Genomic DNA, 16,826 nt, shown 5'->3' with positions numbered 1-16,826 from the left:
CGGCGCTCGGAACGAGGATGTTACTAAGCACATTGGCATCTGTCGATGAAGAATCGGCTAATTCACCAGTATCACTGCAAAGGCCGGCAATATTTAACTCGCTGCGCAGCGGTTTAAAAGCAGCGCAACGTGAACGTAAAGCCAATAGCCGCGATAAAACCGTGAAACTGATTCGCTTTATCACGCCCGCAGAACAGGCCCGTTCGTCGGTCGGCCGCTCGTGCAATCCGCGCGAGCGTTCGTGGTCGACACCCGCGACATCGCACACGGAGGAAAGAGGAATATGACGCAACAAGACCCAGCCGCACGCCAGGCAAGCATCGCAGCGGAAATGCACGTTGCCGCGGAATTCGACCCCGCACGGGAAATCGAGCGCCGGGTCGCTTTTCTGGCGAACTATCTGCGCAGCAACGGCCTGAAAACCTACGTGCTCGGCATCAGCGGCGGCGTCGATTCGACTACCTCCGGGCGGCTTGCACAACTCGCGGTCGAACGGCTGCGCGCCGAACATTACGACGCGCGTTTCGTCGCGATCCGTTTACCCTACGGCGTGCAAAAAGATGAAGCCGACGCGCTGCTGGCCTTGAGTTTCATTCGCGCCGACGAAAATCTCATCATTGATATCAAACCCGCCGCCGATGCAATGCTCGCCGCGCTGGATAACAGCGGCGTGCGATTTAACGACGATTCACAGCAGGATTTCATCCACGGCAATATCAAGGCGCGGCAGCGAATGATCGCGCAATACGCGGTAGCCGGCGCCAGGGCCGGTGTGGTGATCGGCACGGACCACGCGGCCGAATCGGTCATGGGATTTTTTACGAAGTTCGGCGACGGCGGCGCCGATGTTCTGCCGCTCACCGGACTGAACAAACGCCGTGTGCGGGCACTGTCCAAAGCCCTGGGCGCGCCCGAAGCGCTGGCGCACAAGGTGCCGACCGCCGACCTGGAAATGTTGCGTCCACTACGGCCGGACGAAGACGCGTACGGCATCCCTTACGACGATATCGACGACTTTCTGGAGGGCAAACCCGTGAGCGACGCCGCGCGCGAGACGGTTTTGCGCTTCTACGATGTCACTCGGCACAAGCGGGCGTTGCCCTACACGCCGTTCGATTGGCCGCTGAAGGCAAATGGGGAATGAGAAAGGGAATGTAACAACCGGAATGCGCGGAGAGGATGCGCGTCATGAATACGCCAGACGCCGCGCTTTCTCTCCAAATTGACGCATTCGACGCATCCGACGCGTTCGGCGAACGCAGCGGCGACCGGCTCAGTGAGCAGGCGGCGATGCGTCGTCGCTAAACAGATCGGCGCTCGCCTCGAGCGCCAGGCCACCCAAATGCTTGCCTTGAATCTGCCGCGCGATCACCTCGCCCACATACGGCACGTCCGCGTCCAACTCGACGGTCGCGTAGGCGCTGGGTTTGCCGGCGTCGACCACCTCGACATGTTTCGCGTAATGCCCAAGCTCACGCTTGAGGAATTCCCGCACTTCCTGCTCGCTGCACGATTCCGCGATATTGCGCACGATCAGGTTCATGCCGCCTACCCTCGGCGCGTACTGCGATCCGCGGCATGCACACGCACCGGGCGCAGCGCGGCACGCTGTTTTGCCTGAGCAGCCGCGAGCTGGCGGATCAATGCAGCACCAGCCGCACCCAAAGCAGCCAATGTCAGATAGAAGGCAACCATTTAAATCTCCCCTTCGAAATTCGTCCTGTTTTCAGGATAGCCACAATCGACAACAAAAGCGATGCGACACAAAGTCGTAAAAACGGACTTTAAAACTTCCGTTTATGCACTGTACCTGAATAAGCAGCGGTAAAAATAGCAAAACACATGTTCATTCAGTGGTGCAGACCCGGCGCACGCGCCCGACGCGGACGCTGGACGCGAAAAAACCGGGCCGCGATACGCATCGCCGCTGGCATCCTGCGGGGGACGTGCGCAAAGGGCGGGCTGATCGTCGGGATCAGTCCGCCGCTTGCACGTTGGCCGCGCTCACCCACCACGCATTCTTGCCTTGAGGCACGTGAACCAGCACCGCGGAAGGATCGTCGACGCCGTCGTCGGCAATTTCACACACCGCCAACCCGTCCGACAGACGTTTCACCTCGCCTGCCGCCTGGAACAGCGCGACGCGCTGCGCGTTCGCCGGCTGCAATTGCTGGTAAACGTCGAAACTGATTGCCGCGGGCACGTCGCCGCGAATCCGTAGCGAGTCGGCGCCGCCACAGCGCACGGGTTCGGCGGCAAGCGCCGCTACGCTGCCGGACAAACAGCCGACCGTGAGCGCCAATGCGGCAAGGCGTGAATGGATCATGGTGATTCTCCGGGAATAAGTTGGGGCAGCGCGCTGCGAGCGGCGCGGCTGAATACGCGCGAACGACCCACGAAGGCAACGCAGGCGAACACGGGCGGCATCATGGTGCGTTGTCGCCACCGTCACCTCGCCCGTTGCTGTCGCCGGTCGCGACATCGAGACGGCTCACGTCGCAAGACGTCTGGCTGAAGCCCGAATAGACCACCGACCAGTTACCGACAATCGCGGCTTGCGCCTCCGCGAGGCTCAGCTTCCCTTCGCAAACGCAGCGCTTGAGCATGACCGCGGCGCGCGCCTTGCGACGCTCGCCCTGCTGGCCTGCCCACGGCAGAAGATCGAGATTGGAGGGGGCATTCGGCGAGCCGCCGAGCACAATGGGCACGCGCCTGTCCAGCGCGAAAGCGAAACCGTTATCGGCGTCGATGCCACGCGCGGCAAGCATGCGCTCCTTGTGCGCCATCAGCTCGTCGAACGGCGGTGCGACCGTGTCGGCGTAGCCGGGCCGGCAAATCGTTTCGCCGACCGACTCCTGCGTGACGCGCTCGTCGAGCATCGCTGAAACCTGGGCGTGGGCTTCACCGACGCGCAATGCAAGTACCGCGGCGAAGCCGAGCAGGAGCACAACGCGCATCTTGCGGGCAGGACGCGCGGCGCCGCACCGGCGCGCGAGCGTCGGCGGAATCGCCTGGTATGTACTGCTGGTTGCGTCGCCGTAATGGATGATGCGACGCCTGTCTGCAATGCCTGCGTTCATTCGTCGGCGCGCCGGCTGCGGCACGCAATAGTTCTATTCGCAGACTAATTAAAACACATTCAATATTCTCGCGTGAAGAACGCGCACTTGCACAGGTTGGTGAAGATGCGTCCAGATGCGCTCGCAGGTGATTGCCGGCGCGGTCTTGCCGTGCTTGAAGCCACATTGCAAGCCCGCACCGAACCGCTGGATAAAGGCACACGCCTCTGCCCGCGTGCCGCTCACGCAAAGCTTCGGCAGCAAACTACTTCGCCTGATGCACCACCCGAGCCTGCAAGGCGCGAATACGCCCGAGCGCCTGAGTATTGGACACCGTTGCGTCATACATCTTGGCAAGATCCCCCTTGAGCGCGGTACGCGAGCCACCGTCGAGATAGACCATGTGCCCCGACGGGTAAAAACGCGCCGACAGATTCTGCCGGACCTGCTGGCTGAGAAGCGGCATTTGCTGCAGATCGAGCACAGTCTGATAGAACGGCGTGACGTAATCGAAGAAACCGTTCGCCGACAGCACCTTCAGGTCAGGATTGAGCGCCATCACGGCGGCAAGATCACCGGCGGTGTACAGAATGATGTTGCCCTTCGCGTCGAGCCCCTTTTGCGCGCCGGTCGGATCGATGTGACTGAAGTCCCAATACTGGAACGCCTGATCGTTGAGGTCGGTGAACGCCGAATTCGACGTGTATTTCAACTGCTCGTTGAGATACACGTTCCACATCGTCGTGTAGACGCCGGTCACCGCCGTCATGGTTGGATCGTTGCCGCCGGAATTCGGATCGATCTTACCGGCGATGCCGGTGTTGATCGCCGTCACGCGGCCGTCGTATTCGCCGAGCGCGAGACCCTGCGATTTCAGCAACGTGGTCAAAAACAGCGAATTACCTCGGCTGTCGTATGATGAGATATCCAGGCTCCAGGCGAGCAAGGTGGTTTTGTCGATACCGGTGTATTCGCTAAGCTTTTCGACCGTTGCGGAATCCGTAGTCGGAAACTTGCGCAGCGCCGCCAGATAGTCGGTGCGAGCGAATTGCGCCACTTCTTCGGCAAACGTGCCAAGGTCGGTCGGCCGCGGCGCGATACCGAGTTTCTTGTGGTACCAGGCATCCGAGGCGGCTGTGGGCAGCGCGCCGACCGGGTTGCCGGATTGCGTGTAATCGAGAATGGACGATTGCAGCGTGATGCCGTTCAGATCGACGCCGTCTTCGTGCAGCCGGTACGCCAGCACGCAACTGCGCGCCGTGCCGTAAGACTCGCCGAACAGGTACTTCGGCGAATTCCAGCGATTGTTCTTGGTGAGAAAGCGTTTGATGAACTGCTTGATCGAGTCTGCGTCCTGGTCGACACCCCAGAAGGCGCGGTTCGTCTTCGGCGCAATGGCAGCCGAGTAGCCCGTGCCGACCGGATTGATGAAGACGAGGTCGCTCTTGTCGAGCAGACTGTCCGGGTTGTCTTCCATCGAGTACGGCGCGGGCGGCGTAAAGCCCGGCATCGACGTCTTGATGCGGCGCGGCGCGAACGAGCCCAGCAGCACGAACACCGAAGACGAACCCGGGCCGCCGTTGTAGAAGAAAGTCACCGGACGGGCTTCCTCCTTCTGATTGTCCTGCGTGAACGCGACGTAGAACATCTTGGCTTCAGGCTGCGAACTGCTCGGGTCGACAATCACGAGGTGACCGGCAGTCGCCGTGTAGTTGATCTTCTGCCCGCCGATCACGATCGAATGGTGCGTAATCGCGGCGGTTTCAGTGGTATCGGTGACGGAATCGTCCGGCCCGTTGCCATAGGCAACCGGATCGAAGAACGGCTGATCCCCTGCTTTGTGCGACGCGCCGGCGGCGGCCGTTGCGGCCGCAGCATGCGTATTGTGTGACGACTGCGGACTAACGGAAGCTGACTCGGTGTTCGTCATGATCGCTCCATGGGTACGTTAACGTCTTGATGTCTCTTGTGTGTCCTGTGCTGCTTGCGTCTCTTGAAGCTATGCACCATACCGCCTGCGGCCTGAAAGCAGCGCACCTCGGGACTAAGCGCGGGCGGCAGGTGAGCGCCTGAGTTGCCGGTCAGCCAGGCGCCATCCGAACCGGTCCGCGACTCATCAGACTATAGTGCCGCCGCCACCTTCTGACCATCGGGACTGCCGAGTCCCGTACACGCATCCCAGCCCGGCGACGCGGCGAAGCTGCCGTTGTTGCCCTGGGTGATGTCGTTACACGCACCCGGCACCTTGTACAACTTCGGGTTGATGAAACCGACCGGGTGGCCCTTCGCCGCATTGATCCGCGCAATCAACGCCGCCCACAGCGGTGCGACCGCGCTGGTGCCGCCGACCACCGTCTGCGTGCCGTCGATTAGCACGCTGTAGCCCGTGACAGGCGACGCATCGCCCGCCACATCCGGCACGCCGCGCCCGCTGAGCGCGGTCTTGCCGCCATGCGATGAAGTGGCCGACAGACCTTGCTGCCACACCGGCACCGGAAAGGTCCGGCTCACGCCACCACCGCTCGCGCCGCCTTGCGCACCGTCGTTCCACACCACCTCATGCGAGATCGAGGTACCCGACGCGCTCAGGTTCGTGCCGCCGCATGCCAGCACGTAAGGACTCGACGCAGGAAAGTCGACCTGATCGCTGCCGGAGCCGTCGCTCGAACCGCTATCGCCCGACGCCGCACAGACCGTCACACCGAGGGCCGCCGCTGTTTGCAGCAAGCTGTTGAAAGCTTGCAGCGACTGGCTGGTCCAGCTCGACTCCGGGCCACCCCAACTGATCGAGACGACCGAGGGATTGTTGGTCGTGTCATGCACTGCGCGGCTCACCGCGTCGATGAATCCGGCGTCGCTGTTCTGCGTGAAATAGACCGCGATTGCCGCACCAGGCACGATGGCACCGACGATTTCGATGTCGAGCGTGACTTCGCCGTCGGGCCCATTCGGGTCGCCGCTCGGCTGATTGCTACCCTGATCGACGCCGACCGGTGTCACTTTTGGTGAAGCCACGCCAAGGCTCGCGAAGTAACTCTTGAGGTCGGACGTGTTGTACCCACCGCCGAGTTCGATGATGCCGACGCATTCGCCGCTGCCGTCGCCTTGCGGAAACTGATATAACGACGCGAGCTGCAGCGGCGTAAAGGACACCGGATGCCCCTTGGCCGGTTGGAACGGCGGCCGGATGCGAAAGTGCGGCCGCGCCTGAGGCCGGTTATCGAGTCCGAGTACGGCTTGCACGATGCCGTGCAGATCGTCCGGCACGCTGATCGTGCCGGTGCGGCCGCGGAACTGGCCCGCGGTGTGATGCTGGTAATGTTCCAGCTTGACGCCGAACGCGGTCTGGAACTGAGCGATCGTGCCACTCAGTAACACCTGGCGCGCGGCCGGATCTTCCCGCATCACCGTCAAGCCGTGTGCGACGGCAAAGGCTTTGACCTTGGCGATGTCGTCCGGCGAAGCGCCGTAATCTTTTGCAAACGCCTCACGCGACAGCGGTTTGACGCTCGGGTCACCCGCTTCGATCTTGCTCATCAGTGCGTCGAACTGCGCCTGCCGCTGACGGCGCAATATCACGAAAACCTCGATCCGTTCTGCTGGATCGCATTGCCCAACGACTGTCGAACCTTGTTCTGCCGTTCGCTCGCTTCCCGGCAGCGGTTGTCTGTTGACCATGGTGTCGATTCTCCTGTTAGCGTGACGGCGCGGGGCGCAAAGCGGACTCTGCTCACGGCACGCGCCTGCACGAACTCACCGCCTCGCGACCAGCGGCGGGTTGCTGTTTCAAGGACTTCGCCAAACCGTCCGACCTTTGCATTCGAACACAGTTCCGGAGTGCGCGGCAGTTGTCCGAATGGCTAACGCGGTTTGGATCAATGCGCATCGTGCAGCACCCGCGCTATGATGCTGAAGCGGCAATCCAGCCGTTGCAGCGCCTCGCGCGCCGCCCGCGCGCACGATCAAAGAATCAGAGGAACCCCCATGTCCATTTCGATGTATCAAGCGTCATTGCCCGTGCTGGTGCGCGGCATGACCAACCTGCAGGTCATCCTTGGCAAGGCCGAGGCGCACGCTGCCGAGAAGCAGATCGACCCCTCCGTGCTTACGAACGCCCGGCTAGCGCCGGACATGCTGCCGCTGCTGCGCCAGGTCTATATCGTGAGCGATACGGCGAAGGGCTGCGCCGCGCGTCTGGCTGGAGTCGAAGCGCCGAAGTACGACGACGTCGAACAGACCTTCGACGAGCTCGATGCCCGCCTTCAAAAGACGATTGACTATCTGAAGGAATTCAATGCGCAACAGATCGACGGATCGGAAGAACGTCCGATCACGCTGAAAATGCGCAGCGGCCCAATCGAGTTCACGGGGCTGTCCTATCTGCTCGGTTTCGTGCTGCCAAATTTCTATTTTCACGTCACGACGGCGTACGACATTCTGCGTCACAACGGCGTCGAACTCGGCAAGCTCGACTATCTGGGCGGCATCAAGTAAGACGGCGGGCATGCTTTAGCATGAGTGCCACGTGATTGCGGCATGAGCAGCACGTGGACTGCATTTGAGTCGTGCGCGAACCAGGCATGAATCGCGCATGAGCAGTGCGCAGCGGCATCAAACGCGCGGCTGGAACGCGATGATCGCCATGCCGGCCAACGTGAATGCTGCGCCGGCCGCATCCCACAGCGTGGGGCGCACTTTGTCGACGCACCATAGCCACGCGATCGCCACCGCCACGTACACACCGCCGTAAGCCGCATACACGCGGCCTGCGGCGGTGCCGTGCAGCGTCAGAAGCCAGGCAAACAATGCGAGGCTAAGCGCGCCGGGCACCAGCAGCCAGATGGAGCCCCCCTCCTTCAGCCAACGCCAGGGCAAATAGCACCCGACGATTTCGGCAATGGCGGTCACGGCATAAAGCAGAAAAGTTTTCATCGACAGATAGAAGCGAGTGGTTGTGTTGCCGCGGGACCGCGCGCGGCTGTCTATCTGCTTTATTAACACAATCACTTTGCGCGCGGGCATGGCACATGCGACAACCGTCGCATCTGATTCCTGTTCGCTACCTGTCGTGAAGGATTGCGCGCGCCCTGAGCATAAGTTGAGCAAGTCAGCAGCGCGCCGGTTCGCAATCGCGTATCAGTCCAACGAGAGCCGCAGCGCAAAGCCGATCAGCGCCGCTGAGAAAGTCCACCGCTGCAGTGTCTGCGCAAGCGGATGGGCGCGCATCCAGTCGGCGATCCGCGACGCGCCGATTGCATACATGGCGTCGAAACACGCGCCGATGGCGAGCAGCACCAAACCCAGTTCGACCATCTGCAGTGCAACCGGCCCCGCTTCAGGGCGCACAAACTGCGGCAATAGCACCGAGCAGAACAATAGCGCCTTCGGGTTCAACAGATTGGTCAGCAAACCCTTCACGAAAGCGGTCCGCAACGGCTGGGACTCGACACCCACCGCACCGCCTTCGGGCAACGCGAACACGGGTGAACGGAAGATCTGGATACCGACCCACGCGAGATAGACCGCGCCGCCGTAACGCACCACGTCGTACAGCCACGGCGCACTGCGCAGCAGCGCTGCCACCCCGCATGCCGACAACGTGACGTGCGTTGCACGCGCTAACCCCAGCCCGCCGGCCGCCGCGAAGCCACTGCGCGCGCCGCGTCCGATACTAGTCTGCAGAACCAGCGCCATGTCGGGTCCTGGCACCGCATAGACCACAAACAGTGCAGCGATATAGACGACCAGAAGGTGTGCGGAAATCATAGATGCCTCTTGTTTTTAAGGGCTCTATCTTGCTATCGTCGGCGGAGGGTTTGCTGGCGAAATACAGGGGAAAGTGCATTATCTTTGGAGGAATGCGCTAACATTCAATCCCCGAGTCATGTTTTCCTCTAACGCGCAGTAAGCACCCCCAAAGCCATGACAACCGACCTCGATAAAACAGATCGCGCGATCCTCGCCGCGCTGCAGAAAGACGGCCGCATGTCGAATGCACGGCTCGCCGACATGGTTGGCCTAAGCGAGACGCCTTGCGCGAGACGTCTCAAGCGCCTTGAAAACGACGGCTATATCGACCAGTACCGCGCGATGCTTTCGCGTTCCGCTCTCGGCCTCGGCGTCGTCGCGTTCGTCTACGTGCGCTTTGCCGTGCACGACCGCGCGGTGGCCACCCGTTTCGAACGTGAGGTGCAGGCAATCCCGCGAATTCTGGCGTGCCACAACGTGTCCGGCAGCGCCGACTACATCCTGCAAGTGGTCGCGCGGGATCTCGACGACTACGGCACGTTCATGCGCGACGAGATGCGCAGCCTGCCAGGCGTGACGTCGGTGGAGTCGGCGTTGTCGCTACGTGAAGTCAAGGCTAACGGCGGCCTGCCGCTGTCCTGAACGCGGACATGGCATAGTCACGCATTTGATACGGCGCGAGCCGACCAGACGAGCACGGAGTTTTCATGGATCACGAAAAGGCAAGAGCCGAAGAAACAGCCGCGATGGCGCGCGTATTGACCGCAACGCAGCGGGTACAGGCGGCTTTCGCGTCGCTGCAATCGCAATTCCCGCCCGCCGGCAGCGGCCAGCCTTCGCAGTTCGCGCTGCAAACTTTCGACGCTGCGCTGCAGGAACTCGAAGACGCCCAAGCCGCATTCGACGAACTGCTTGGCGATCTGCTTGACGGCAACCGTTGAGTGGCATAGCCGGTCTCTTCACTGCATAGCTGCTGCGTAGGACGCGAGCGGCGGCCGTCTTCAGCTTCCATCGAGGCGGCCGTCGCGTCATTCGGAGACGCTAGCTGGACTTGACCGTTAGTTGCGTATTGGCGTCCGGAAATCGAATTATCGAAAGGCCGGACCGCCCGTCACCCTGATGCTGCCCGCCTGCTCCCGGCTGTTTCGGTGAGCGGCGGGCAAGCGGCTGGCTCAGCACTACAGACCACACGGCTTTACCTGATCCGTTGCGCTGCGATCTCTCCAGCGAATGCCGGTGACGGCCTCGCATCCATCACGCCCCATCCGTCGCGATAACTGGCTCGCACAGAATCGGGAAGTTGACCGAGTTCGCGATATAGCACTTCTCATGCGCCACGTGATGCAAACGCTCGGCCAAATCGAGGTCGCCGCCAGCCCGAATGACAACGCGCGGGCGTAGCACGATCTGCGAGAAGCGGCCCTGCTCCGGACTATCGAGCATCGTGCCTTCGGCGTTGTCGCAATAGCTGAGGACAACGATGCCGGCGTCCGAGCAAAGATGCAGATACCAGAGCTTGTGGCAGGCGCACGCCGAGGCGACCAGCAGATCTTCCGGATTCCACCGGTTCGCGTCGCCGAGGAACGCCGCGTCCGATGATCCGGGAATGTCGGGCTTGCTTCCCGCCGTGATGATGTGGTCCCGTCCGTACTCACGGTATCCCGAGGTGCCGCTGCCGCGGTTGCCCGTCCATTGCACCGACACCGTGTATTTATGCTCGCCATGCGCCATGCCGATCTCCTTTGCTGTTGACCCGGAATTAAATTCGCAACACACGGATTCTATATGCGGGTGGCCGTTTTGGTATACCATTATTCCAAACGACAGGGACCCACACGCATGGAACACAAACTGGATTCGACGGCCGACGCCATTGCCGTCTCACTACGCGAACTGATCGCGGCCGGCGAACTGGAAGACGGCGCACGGCTGATCGAGCGCGAACTCGCCGATCGATTCGGGGTGAGCCGGGTGCCCATGAGAGAGGCCATACAAAAGCTCGAAGGTGAAGGACTGGTCGAGCTCATGCGCAATCGCGGAGCCGTCGTGCGAACTCTGACGGAGTCCGACGTGGACGAGATTTACAGCCTGCGCATGTTGCTCGAAGGAGACGCCATCTTCCACGCGGTCAAACGCATGGACAGTGAGACGCTATCGCGCGCCGAACTCGTTCATCGGCTTCTGGGAGACGCCGACACGGCGCAAAGACAGGGTGAACTGAATCGCGAGTTTCATGAACTGCTATATCGCCCATGTGCAAACGGACGGCAATTGAAAACGATCCGCGAGTTGCGCGCCCAGGTCGAGCGCTACGAACGATTGCAAAGCACGCTGCTCGCCGATACAGCGGCCTTCCAGGACGAGCATCTAAAGATTCTCGAAGCATGCGAAACCGGTAACGCACGCCTCGCGCGATCGATGACAGTGGAACATCTCGCGTCGGCGAAGCGTATCGTGCTGCAACGGGTTCGGGCTGAGTGACGGCTACTGTCCGAACGCTTTTCCCGTCACGTTCGGCGCTCGAGGGTCCGGGCTCATATTCAGGCTGGTGCCGTTCGCGCGCATGTTGCTGAGCGCCGGGCCTGATCCCACACCGCCGGTTCCCCCAATCGCAGGGGTGCCCACCGTACCCAAGCCGGGCGTTGGGTTCAGGCCTCCCTGCCCCGCGCCCGCGCCATTGGTCCCGCCTGCCTGCAAACCGTACATTCCAGTCGCGCCAAGATTTGCCGATTGGGCATATGCCGCACTCGTCAAACCCATCACTAGCGCCGACGTCAAAACACCCTTTGTCACGATCTTCATAGCGCACTCCGTCATACCGTCGAATTGCCTGACCGAACTACTCACGCCATCGTAGCGATATCGAGCGAACGACGCTCATGAACGAAGCCGGTCAAAGAGTAAGACTGGCTGCCGGTCGCGTTTGTTCATCGTCGAAAATCAGGGATTAATCGACGATCGGCGATAATCTGCGGCTCCTTTTCTCGCCCGACACCCATGACGAAACCCGCCTTCGCCCCATTCCATGACCTGGCCACAAGCTTGTTGCCCCACGCATACGACGACAACGGCGATGGCTCGCACGACACCTCGCATCTGCAGCGTGTCTGGAAAAACGCGGCAGCCATCCAGGCGGAAGAAGGCGGCGACGCGCAGGTGCTGTTCGCGTCGACGCTGCTGCATGACTGCGTCGCGGTAGAGAAGAATTCACCGCTGCGCGCGCAGGCTTCACGCCTGTCGGCGGAAAAAGCCGCCCGCGTGCTGGCGTCGCTAGGCTGGCCGGACACGAAAGTTCAGGCCGCGGCGCATGCCATCGAGGCGCATAGCTTTTCAGCCGGCGTAACGCCGATCACGCTCGAAGCAAAAACGCTGCAGGATGCCGACCGGCTCGATGCGATCGGCATGCTGGGCGTCGCGCGTTGCTTCTACGTGGCAGGCCGGATGGGCCGCGCCTTGTACGACCCGGCCGACCCGCACGCGACGGCGCGTCCTTTGGACGACACGGCGTACACGCTCGATCACTTCCACACAAAGTTGCTGAAACTGGCATCCGGATTCCAGACGGCAACCGGCGCGCGTCTGGCGAAGATTCGCCACGACCGCTTGCAGCGCTTCCTTGACGAATTTACCGACGAAATCTGAGCGGGCCGCATCTCCGTCGGCAAGTTGTACAAATGCTTACAAAGCAGCATATGTCTGACGTGCACCGCCCGCGCCGCTGCGGCGTTATTGCAGGCATCTACCCGCGAAGCCCGCAATGAACACGAACCTCACTTCCAGCAATCCGCAACGCAGCCGCATTCACCCCTTGGTCGCCGGCGCGGCGGTGGCAGTCATTCTTGCGAGCGCTACTGGCATCGCCGCGATGACGGGCCTTCTGCCTACCTCGCACGTCGTTACCGAGTCCGCGCAGCCGGCCACCACGGTCGCGGCGCAAGTTGCGAGCGGACCGCTCGCCGTGCCCCAGGCGGCCCCGGTTCAGCAAACGGTCCAGCAAGCCGCACCGGCACGGCCGCGCGTCCATCACACGCACAGCGCGCCCGCCGCGGACGCGCCAAGGTACGCAAACAATCAGGGCTACCAGGCACCGTATGAATCCACACCGGCACGGCCGGTCGCCGCCCCTTATGCAGGCGAAGTCGTCGCCATCAACACGGTGCAGACGCCTGAGCAGACCACCGGGCTCGGCGCGTTAGGTGGCGCAGTCGCGGGCGGCCTTGTCGGCAATCAGATCGGCGGCGGACGTGGCAAGATTCTCACCACCATCGCGGGCGCTGTCGGCGGAGGTCTTGCCGGCAACGGAATCGAGCACGCCGTGCGCAAGCAGACCACCTATCAGGTCCAGGTACACATGCAGGACGGCAGCTACCGCAACTTCAGCTACCCAACGCAGCCGGACGTCCAGATCGGCGAGCGAGTCCACGTATCCGGCGATTCGCTGACGGCGTCGTGAGGTTTTACGCAGGCATCTCACCGGATGCCGGTTTGCAAAAATGTGGGGCCGCGCCGTGCGCGTTATGATCAACCGTTACGCCAGAACGGCTGATCAAAACGCGCACGATGGAGCACGCCTACATCCACCTGTTGCACCTGCTTGCCGGCCACTCGGCCTGGACGCTCACGGTCGTCTTCCTTGCTGCGTTCCTGGAATCCATCGCCGTCATCGGCACCTTCATCCCTGGCAGCACGGCCATGTTTCTCGCCGGTGCGCTGGTCGGCACAGGTTCACTGGGCCTCGGCTGGGCGCTCCTGTGGGCGATCGCCGGCGCCATCGCCGGGGACGGCATCAGCTTCTGGATCGGCAACCGCTACAAGGACAGGATCGTCCAGCTCTGGCCGTTCCGCACACACCCACAGATACTCGACGCGGGCCACCGCTTCTTTCAGAAAAATGGCGCCAGGAGCGTCGTGTTCGCCCGCTTCATCGGACCAGTGCGGGCCATCGTACCGGTGGTGGCGGGCATGCTGGGCATGACGCCGTTGCGCTTCTACGCGATGAACGTACTCTCGGCGGTGCTATGGGCGCCCGCGCATATCCTGCCGGGCGTGGTATTCGGCGCTTCGATGCTGCTGGCCGGCGCAGTGTCGTTCCGACTCGTCGTCATCATCGTGTTGTTAGTGGGTATCGTCTGGCTGAGCTTTCGCGCGACAGGTTTCCTGTTCTCGCATGCCAGTGCGTGGTCGAGCGCCGCGGGCCGCTACCTGGGAAACTGGGCTTACTGCCACCCAGGACCGCTCGGCCGTCTCGCGCGGCGGCTGCTGGACCCCGAACAACCGGATGCCAGCAGCATTGTGGTGACGTCGCTGATCGTGCTGGTGTCGGGCGCGCTGTTCTTCGGGGTCCTCGAAGACGTAATCAGCGGCGATCCGCTCGTGAGCGTCGATCTGTCCGTCTATCACTTCCTGCAATCGGTGCGCACGCCGTGGAGTGACACGGTCCTCGCCGGACTGGCGACGCTCGGCAGCGTCTTCACGTTGACGGCGCTGGTGGTGACGGTGGTGGCGTGGATGCTGTTGGAACGGCGTTGGCGCACTATCGGCTACTGGCTCGCCGCCGTTGTGTTCTCCCAATTGCTGATTTTCGCCCTGCAGTTCGCGATGCACCGCGCGCCGCCCAATGAACTCATGGCCGACGCCTACGTGTTTCCGAGCAATCACGTCGCCGCGACGGTGATCGTCTACGGCTTCCTCGCGTTCCTGCTCGCGCGACGGGTCGGCATGCTGGGGGGATTGCTCGTGGCGACCGCGAGTACGGTCGTCGTGATTCTGGTCGCGCTGGCGGGACTTTACTTCGGCAGGTACTGGGTCTCCGACGCAATCGGCGGTGCCGCGCTCGCGTACATCTGGGTGGCCATCGTCTCGCTGACGGCAATGTTGCGGCATCCGGAAGTGCCGCCTTCACGCGGCTTCATGCCGGTCGTGATTCTGCTGGTGATGCTCGGGAGCGTGGGGGTGCAACTGAGCGTCAATCCACCGGCAGCGCCCCCGGACAACATGCTGCGCCCGTCGCCCATGCTGGTCACGCAGGCGCAGTGGACGGATTCTTTGTGGAAGAGACTGCCATGCTATCGCTCGGACATGGGCGGCGATCACAAGGAACCGCTCACGTTGCAATGGGTGTCGAACCTCGATTCGATCAAGGGGCAACTGCGCGCCCAGGGGTGGATCGAGGGCACCGACCTGTCCGCGCACAGCCTGCTCTCGCTCGCTTCGCCGAACGTCGCGGCGGTGTCGCTGCCGGTGTTGCCGAAGCTGAACAATGGCGTGCCTTCGTCGCTCGTCTTCATGCGTCCCGGCGAGTCCCGCGACGAACGCGACGTTCTGCGCTTCTGGCCGAGCGGCTATGCCGTGCAAAACGGCGCGTCAGCCACCCCGCTGTGGGTTGGGGCGTTCGCGCACGAGCGGCTCTCCCGGGCATCGTGGCCGATCAACATTCTGCGGGTCGACAGGGAAACGCCGTTGTTCGACGCTCACATGAAAACGAGCGCAGACCTCGGCGCGGCGCTCGTGGCCAAGGTCAGCTGCCATGGCGTGCCGGTTTCGCTGCTGGCCTCTGCGGCGCAATGACCGGCACCTTGCCGGCTGTCTGCCTGGATGCGCATGTTCGCCGGTTCAATCGGGAAATCGCTCTGCGTTCAATCACTTGGCGGGTATGGCCACGACTTGTCCACAAGGATATGAACATTTTCTGTGGATAACCCCGCGCAATGTTGTCCGGCGCAACACGGGGAGGCTAACGGTGCCCCACCAGGCCGCCCGACTGCCCGTGAACCAGGCACCACGGCGCTCCGTCTGCTTGCATAAGCGAATCATGACGGCAACTGGGAGGAGCCCCTTGACGCGCCCCTCCCAGGAATACGTAAGCAGTTGCCGTCAGAACCGCTTTCTGATGCCGATCATCGCCGCCGTCGTATTGAGACCTGGCGCGACAGGCTGCCCATATTCAATCGACTGATTCATCTTGCCCTGGTTGTCCACGTAGCCCACCTGCGCATACACCGTGGTGGCCTTGGACAGACTGTAGTTCGCGCCGAGCACAAATTCGGTCGATTTGTTCGCTGAATTATTCTCGTCCTTGATGTAATAAACGCCGCTTGTCACCTCGAAAGCCGGCGTGAACCGATAGCCTAAGCCGCCGGAGATCATGTCGAAATTGGTGGTCTTCGGATGCGCGGGATTGCGGCCGTTGCTAAACGATGTGCTGACCGTAAAGCCGTTGATCGCATACAGCGCGCCGAGGTAGTAGAACCGGTTGTTGTCCAATCCGGTCGCCACGCTTGTCGGAGTGGGATTGGTATCGTGCCCGCTGTAATAGGCGGCCGCGAGTTTCAGTCCGTAGTTGTCGTATTGCAAAACCGCCGATTCGCGCGTGCTGCCCTGTGCCTGCCCCGCTACACCACCCGGTGCGTATTCGAGGCTCGCCGTCACGCCGCCGAAATTCGGCGAGACATAGACGATGGCGTTGTCGTCGAACACCGCCCCGAGCTGTGCGTTCGTACTGGTCCCTGGCCAGCCGGCAGCGGAATTCATGCTGACCAGCGCGGTAAAGATGCTGCCGAAGTAGCCACCCTGGCGCACATCGGTGTAGGCCATCGCGTAGGTCAGCGGGATAATCTGGCGGCCCATGGTGAGCGACCCGTACGGGCCAGCGAGACCAACCGACGCCTCCTGATTGAATTGCGCCGTCGCGCCGGCGGTGCCGCTCAAGCCAAATTTGCCACTGGTACTGTCAAACGCGCCTTGCAATTTGAAGTTGGTTTTCCACCCGCCTCCCAGGTCTTCCGTTCCTTTAAACCCGAGCATGCTGGTATAAATACCGCCGTCCTTCATTTTGAAAAGATGGCCGGTATTCGGCGCGAGCGGACTGTACGAAGCCGCTGACGTGTTCTGATAAAGCAACCCCGTGTCCACTGCTCCATACATTGTCACCGACGATTGTGCATGCGCAGTACTACCAACTGTTGCCAATGCGATTGCTGCTGCAAAACCTCTTTTCATTTTGTCTCCTTGGGTTACCCG

At 61.9% G+C, this 16,826-nt stretch carries 20 protein-coding genes; 9 read left to right on the top strand and 11 right to left on the bottom strand.

Annotated features, from left to right (window positions below):
- The first annotated feature begins 17 nt into the window (after positions 1 to 17).
- Positions 18 to 287 (top strand): hypothetical protein, encoded by a 270-nt coding sequence (locus tag KHO31_RS24660; protein WP_201083395.1) that lies wholly within the window; start codon positions 18 to 20, stop codon positions 285 to 287.
- Complete coding sequence (gene nadE, locus KHO31_RS24655) at positions 284 to 1,144, top strand: ammonia-dependent NAD(+) synthetase (protein WP_201083402.1); 861 nt, start codon at positions 284 to 286, stop codon at positions 1,142 to 1,144. The genes KHO31_RS24660 and nadE overlap by 4 nt, the downstream gene beginning before the upstream one ends.
- Before the next feature lie 129 nt (positions 1,145 to 1,273).
- On the opposite strand, the gene KHO31_RS24650 is transcribed toward nadE, so the two are convergent.
- The 6 genes from KHO31_RS24650 to KHO31_RS24625 form a co-directional block, all read right to left on the bottom strand.
- Positions 1,274 to 1,543 carry an RNA-binding protein gene (locus KHO31_RS24650; RefSeq protein ID WP_201083404.1) on the bottom strand — a complete coding sequence of 90 codons (270 nt, stop codon included), beginning with the start codon at positions 1,541 to 1,543 and terminating at the stop codon, positions 1,274 to 1,276.
- Between the two features lie 5 nt (positions 1,544 to 1,548).
- Positions 1,549 to 1,695, bottom strand: coding sequence for a hypothetical protein (locus KHO31_RS24645; protein ID WP_201083406.1), 147 nt, complete (start codon positions 1,693 to 1,695; stop codon positions 1,549 to 1,551).
- A 280-nt stretch (positions 1,696 to 1,975) separates the two neighbouring features.
- Positions 1,976 to 2,326 (bottom strand): hypothetical protein, encoded by a 351-nt coding sequence (locus KHO31_RS24640; protein WP_201083408.1) that lies wholly within the window; start codon positions 2,324 to 2,326, stop codon positions 1,976 to 1,978.
- 100 nt (positions 2,327 to 2,426) lie between these two features.
- Positions 2,427 to 3,080, bottom strand: coding sequence for a hypothetical protein (locus tag KHO31_RS24635; RefSeq protein WP_201083410.1), 654 nt, complete (start codon positions 3,078 to 3,080; stop codon positions 2,427 to 2,429).
- Positions 3,081 to 3,324: 244 nt separating this feature from the next.
- Positions 3,325 to 4,989, bottom strand: a complete 1,665-nt coding sequence (locus KHO31_RS24630) for a S10 family peptidase (RefSeq protein WP_211624323.1) — start codon at positions 4,987 to 4,989, stop codon at positions 3,325 to 3,327.
- Positions 4,990 to 5,180: 191 nt separating this feature from the next.
- The gene (locus tag KHO31_RS24625; protein WP_201083414.1) at positions 5,181 to 6,737 is read right to left on the bottom strand and encodes a S53 family peptidase; all 1,557 of its coding nucleotides are present in this window, start codon (positions 6,735 to 6,737) and stop codon (positions 5,181 to 5,183) included.
- 306 nt (positions 6,738 to 7,043) lie between these two features.
- Between KHO31_RS24625 and KHO31_RS24620 the strand changes: the two genes are divergently transcribed.
- Positions 7,044 to 7,553 carry a DUF1993 domain-containing protein gene (locus KHO31_RS24620; RefSeq protein WP_201083416.1) on the top strand — a complete coding sequence of 170 codons (510 nt, stop codon included), beginning with the start codon at positions 7,044 to 7,046 and terminating at the stop codon, positions 7,551 to 7,553.
- A gap of 117 nt (positions 7,554 to 7,670) precedes the next feature.
- Here the strand turns inward: KHO31_RS24620 and KHO31_RS24615 are convergent, their stop codons facing one another.
- A complete protein-coding gene (locus tag KHO31_RS24615) occupies positions 7,671 to 7,991 on the bottom strand; it encodes a YnfA family protein (protein ID WP_201083490.1) in 321 nt (106 codons plus the stop codon).
- 204 nt (positions 7,992 to 8,195) lie between these two features.
- Complete coding sequence (locus tag KHO31_RS24610; RefSeq protein WP_201083418.1) at positions 8,196 to 8,825, bottom strand: LysE family translocator; 630 nt, start codon at positions 8,823 to 8,825, stop codon at positions 8,196 to 8,198.
- Between the two features lie 156 nt (positions 8,826 to 8,981).
- Between KHO31_RS24610 and KHO31_RS24605 the strand changes: the two genes are divergently transcribed.
- Both KHO31_RS24605 and KHO31_RS24600 read left to right on the top strand, forming a co-directional pair.
- Complete coding sequence (locus KHO31_RS24605; protein WP_201083420.1) at positions 8,982 to 9,449, top strand: Lrp/AsnC family transcriptional regulator; 468 nt, start codon at positions 8,982 to 8,984, stop codon at positions 9,447 to 9,449.
- Between the two features lie 65 nt (positions 9,450 to 9,514).
- Positions 9,515 to 9,748: a hypothetical protein gene (locus KHO31_RS24600; RefSeq protein ID WP_201083422.1), complete on the top strand. Its 234-nt coding sequence runs from the start codon at positions 9,515 to 9,517 to the stop codon at positions 9,746 to 9,748.
- 313 nt (positions 9,749 to 10,061) lie between these two features.
- Here the strand turns inward: KHO31_RS24600 and KHO31_RS24595 are convergent, their stop codons facing one another.
- Complete coding sequence (locus KHO31_RS24595) at positions 10,062 to 10,538, bottom strand: OsmC family protein (RefSeq protein ID WP_201083424.1); 477 nt, start codon at positions 10,536 to 10,538, stop codon at positions 10,062 to 10,064.
- A 108-nt stretch (positions 10,539 to 10,646) separates the two neighbouring features.
- Here KHO31_RS24595 and KHO31_RS24590 point away from each other — a divergent pair, with 108 nt between their 5' ends.
- Positions 10,647 to 11,288: a GntR family transcriptional regulator gene (locus KHO31_RS24590; RefSeq protein WP_201086100.1), complete on the top strand. Its 642-nt coding sequence runs from the start codon at positions 10,647 to 10,649 to the stop codon at positions 11,286 to 11,288.
- Between the two features lie 3 nt (positions 11,289 to 11,291).
- Here the strand turns inward: KHO31_RS24590 and KHO31_RS24585 are convergent, their stop codons facing one another.
- Positions 11,292 to 11,609 (bottom strand): hypothetical protein, encoded by a 318-nt coding sequence (locus KHO31_RS24585; protein ID WP_201083428.1) that lies wholly within the window; start codon positions 11,607 to 11,609, stop codon positions 11,292 to 11,294.
- A gap of 195 nt (positions 11,610 to 11,804) precedes the next feature.
- On the opposite strand from KHO31_RS24585, the gene KHO31_RS24580 reads away from it, so the two are divergent.
- The 3 genes from KHO31_RS24580 to KHO31_RS24570 all read left to right on the top strand — a co-directional run bounded on the left by KHO31_RS24580 (position 11,805) and on the right by KHO31_RS24570 (position 15,374).
- Positions 11,805 to 12,449, top strand: a complete 645-nt coding sequence (locus KHO31_RS24580; RefSeq protein WP_211624321.1) for an HD domain-containing protein — start codon at positions 11,805 to 11,807, stop codon at positions 12,447 to 12,449.
- A gap of 115 nt (positions 12,450 to 12,564) precedes the next feature.
- A complete protein-coding gene (locus KHO31_RS24575) occupies positions 12,565 to 13,260 on the top strand; it encodes a glycine zipper 2TM domain-containing protein (protein WP_211624319.1) in 696 nt (231 codons plus the stop codon).
- A gap of 107 nt (positions 13,261 to 13,367) precedes the next feature.
- On the top strand, positions 13,368 to 15,374 hold the full coding sequence (locus KHO31_RS24570; RefSeq protein ID WP_201083434.1) for a bifunctional DedA family/phosphatase PAP2 family protein: 2,007 nt from the start codon (positions 13,368 to 13,370) through the stop codon (positions 15,372 to 15,374).
- A gap of 306 nt (positions 15,375 to 15,680) precedes the next feature.
- Here KHO31_RS24570 and KHO31_RS24565 read toward each other — a convergent pair whose 3' ends face one another.
- Complete coding sequence (locus tag KHO31_RS24565; RefSeq protein WP_201083492.1) at positions 15,681 to 16,805, bottom strand: porin; 1,125 nt, start codon at positions 16,803 to 16,805, stop codon at positions 15,681 to 15,683.
- Positions 16,806 to 16,826 lie beyond the last annotated feature (21 nt).

The sequence above is a fragment of the Paraburkholderia domus genome (assembly GCF_905220705.1).
Lineage (GTDB): Bacteria > Pseudomonadota > Gammaproteobacteria > Burkholderiales > Burkholderiaceae > Paraburkholderia > Paraburkholderia domus.
The sequence above is the reverse complement of the archived record's forward strand: the minus strand, read 5'-3'. Positions and strand labels throughout refer to the sequence as shown.

Coding starts and splice junctions, on each gene's coding strand:
- KHO31_RS24660 (WP_201083395.1), top strand. CDS start 18: ATGTTACTAAGCACATTGGCATCTGTCGATGAAGAATCGGCTAATTCA.
- nadE (WP_201083402.1), top strand. CDS start 284: ATGACGCAACAAGACCCAGCCGCACGCCAGGCAAGCATCGCAGCGGAA.
- KHO31_RS24650 (WP_201083404.1), bottom strand. CDS start 1,543: ATGAACCTGATCGTGCGCAATATCGCGGAATCGTGCAGCGAGCAGGAA.
- KHO31_RS24645 (WP_201083406.1), bottom strand. CDS start 1,695: ATGGTTGCCTTCTATCTGACATTGGCTGCTTTGGGTGCGGCTGGTGCT.
- KHO31_RS24640 (WP_201083408.1), bottom strand. CDS start 2,326: ATGATCCATTCACGCCTTGCCGCATTGGCGCTCACGGTCGGCTGTTTG.
- KHO31_RS24635 (WP_201083410.1), bottom strand. CDS start 3,080: ATGAACGCAGGCATTGCAGACAGGCGTCGCATCATCCATTACGGCGAC.
- KHO31_RS24630 (WP_211624323.1), bottom strand. CDS start 4,989: ATGACGAACACCGAGTCAGCTTCCGTTAGTCCGCAGTCGTCACACAAT.
- KHO31_RS24625 (WP_201083414.1), bottom strand. CDS start 6,737: ATGGTCAACAGACAACCGCTGCCGGGAAGCGAGCGAACGGCAGAACAA.
- KHO31_RS24620 (WP_201083416.1), top strand. CDS start 7,044: ATGTCCATTTCGATGTATCAAGCGTCATTGCCCGTGCTGGTGCGCGGC.
- KHO31_RS24615 (WP_201083490.1), bottom strand. CDS start 7,991: ATGAAAACTTTTCTGCTTTATGCCGTGACCGCCATTGCCGAAATCGTC.
- KHO31_RS24610 (WP_201083418.1), bottom strand. CDS start 8,825: ATGATTTCCGCACACCTTCTGGTCGTCTATATCGCTGCACTGTTTGTG.
- KHO31_RS24605 (WP_201083420.1), top strand. CDS start 8,982: ATGACAACCGACCTCGATAAAACAGATCGCGCGATCCTCGCCGCGCTG.
- KHO31_RS24600 (WP_201083422.1), top strand. CDS start 9,515: ATGGATCACGAAAAGGCAAGAGCCGAAGAAACAGCCGCGATGGCGCGC.
- KHO31_RS24595 (WP_201083424.1), bottom strand. CDS start 10,538: ATGGCGCATGGCGAGCATAAATACACGGTGTCGGTGCAATGGACGGGC.
- KHO31_RS24590 (WP_201086100.1), top strand. CDS start 10,647: ATGGAACACAAACTGGATTCGACGGCCGACGCCATTGCCGTCTCACTA.
- KHO31_RS24585 (WP_201083428.1), bottom strand. CDS start 11,609: ATGAAGATCGTGACAAAGGGTGTTTTGACGTCGGCGCTAGTGATGGGT.
- KHO31_RS24580 (WP_211624321.1), top strand. CDS start 11,805: ATGACGAAACCCGCCTTCGCCCCATTCCATGACCTGGCCACAAGCTTG.
- KHO31_RS24575 (WP_211624319.1), top strand. CDS start 12,565: ATGAACACGAACCTCACTTCCAGCAATCCGCAACGCAGCCGCATTCAC.
- KHO31_RS24570 (WP_201083434.1), top strand. CDS start 13,368: ATGGAGCACGCCTACATCCACCTGTTGCACCTGCTTGCCGGCCACTCG.
- KHO31_RS24565 (WP_201083492.1), bottom strand. CDS start 16,805: ATGAAAAGAGGTTTTGCAGCAGCAATCGCATTGGCAACAGTTGGTAGT.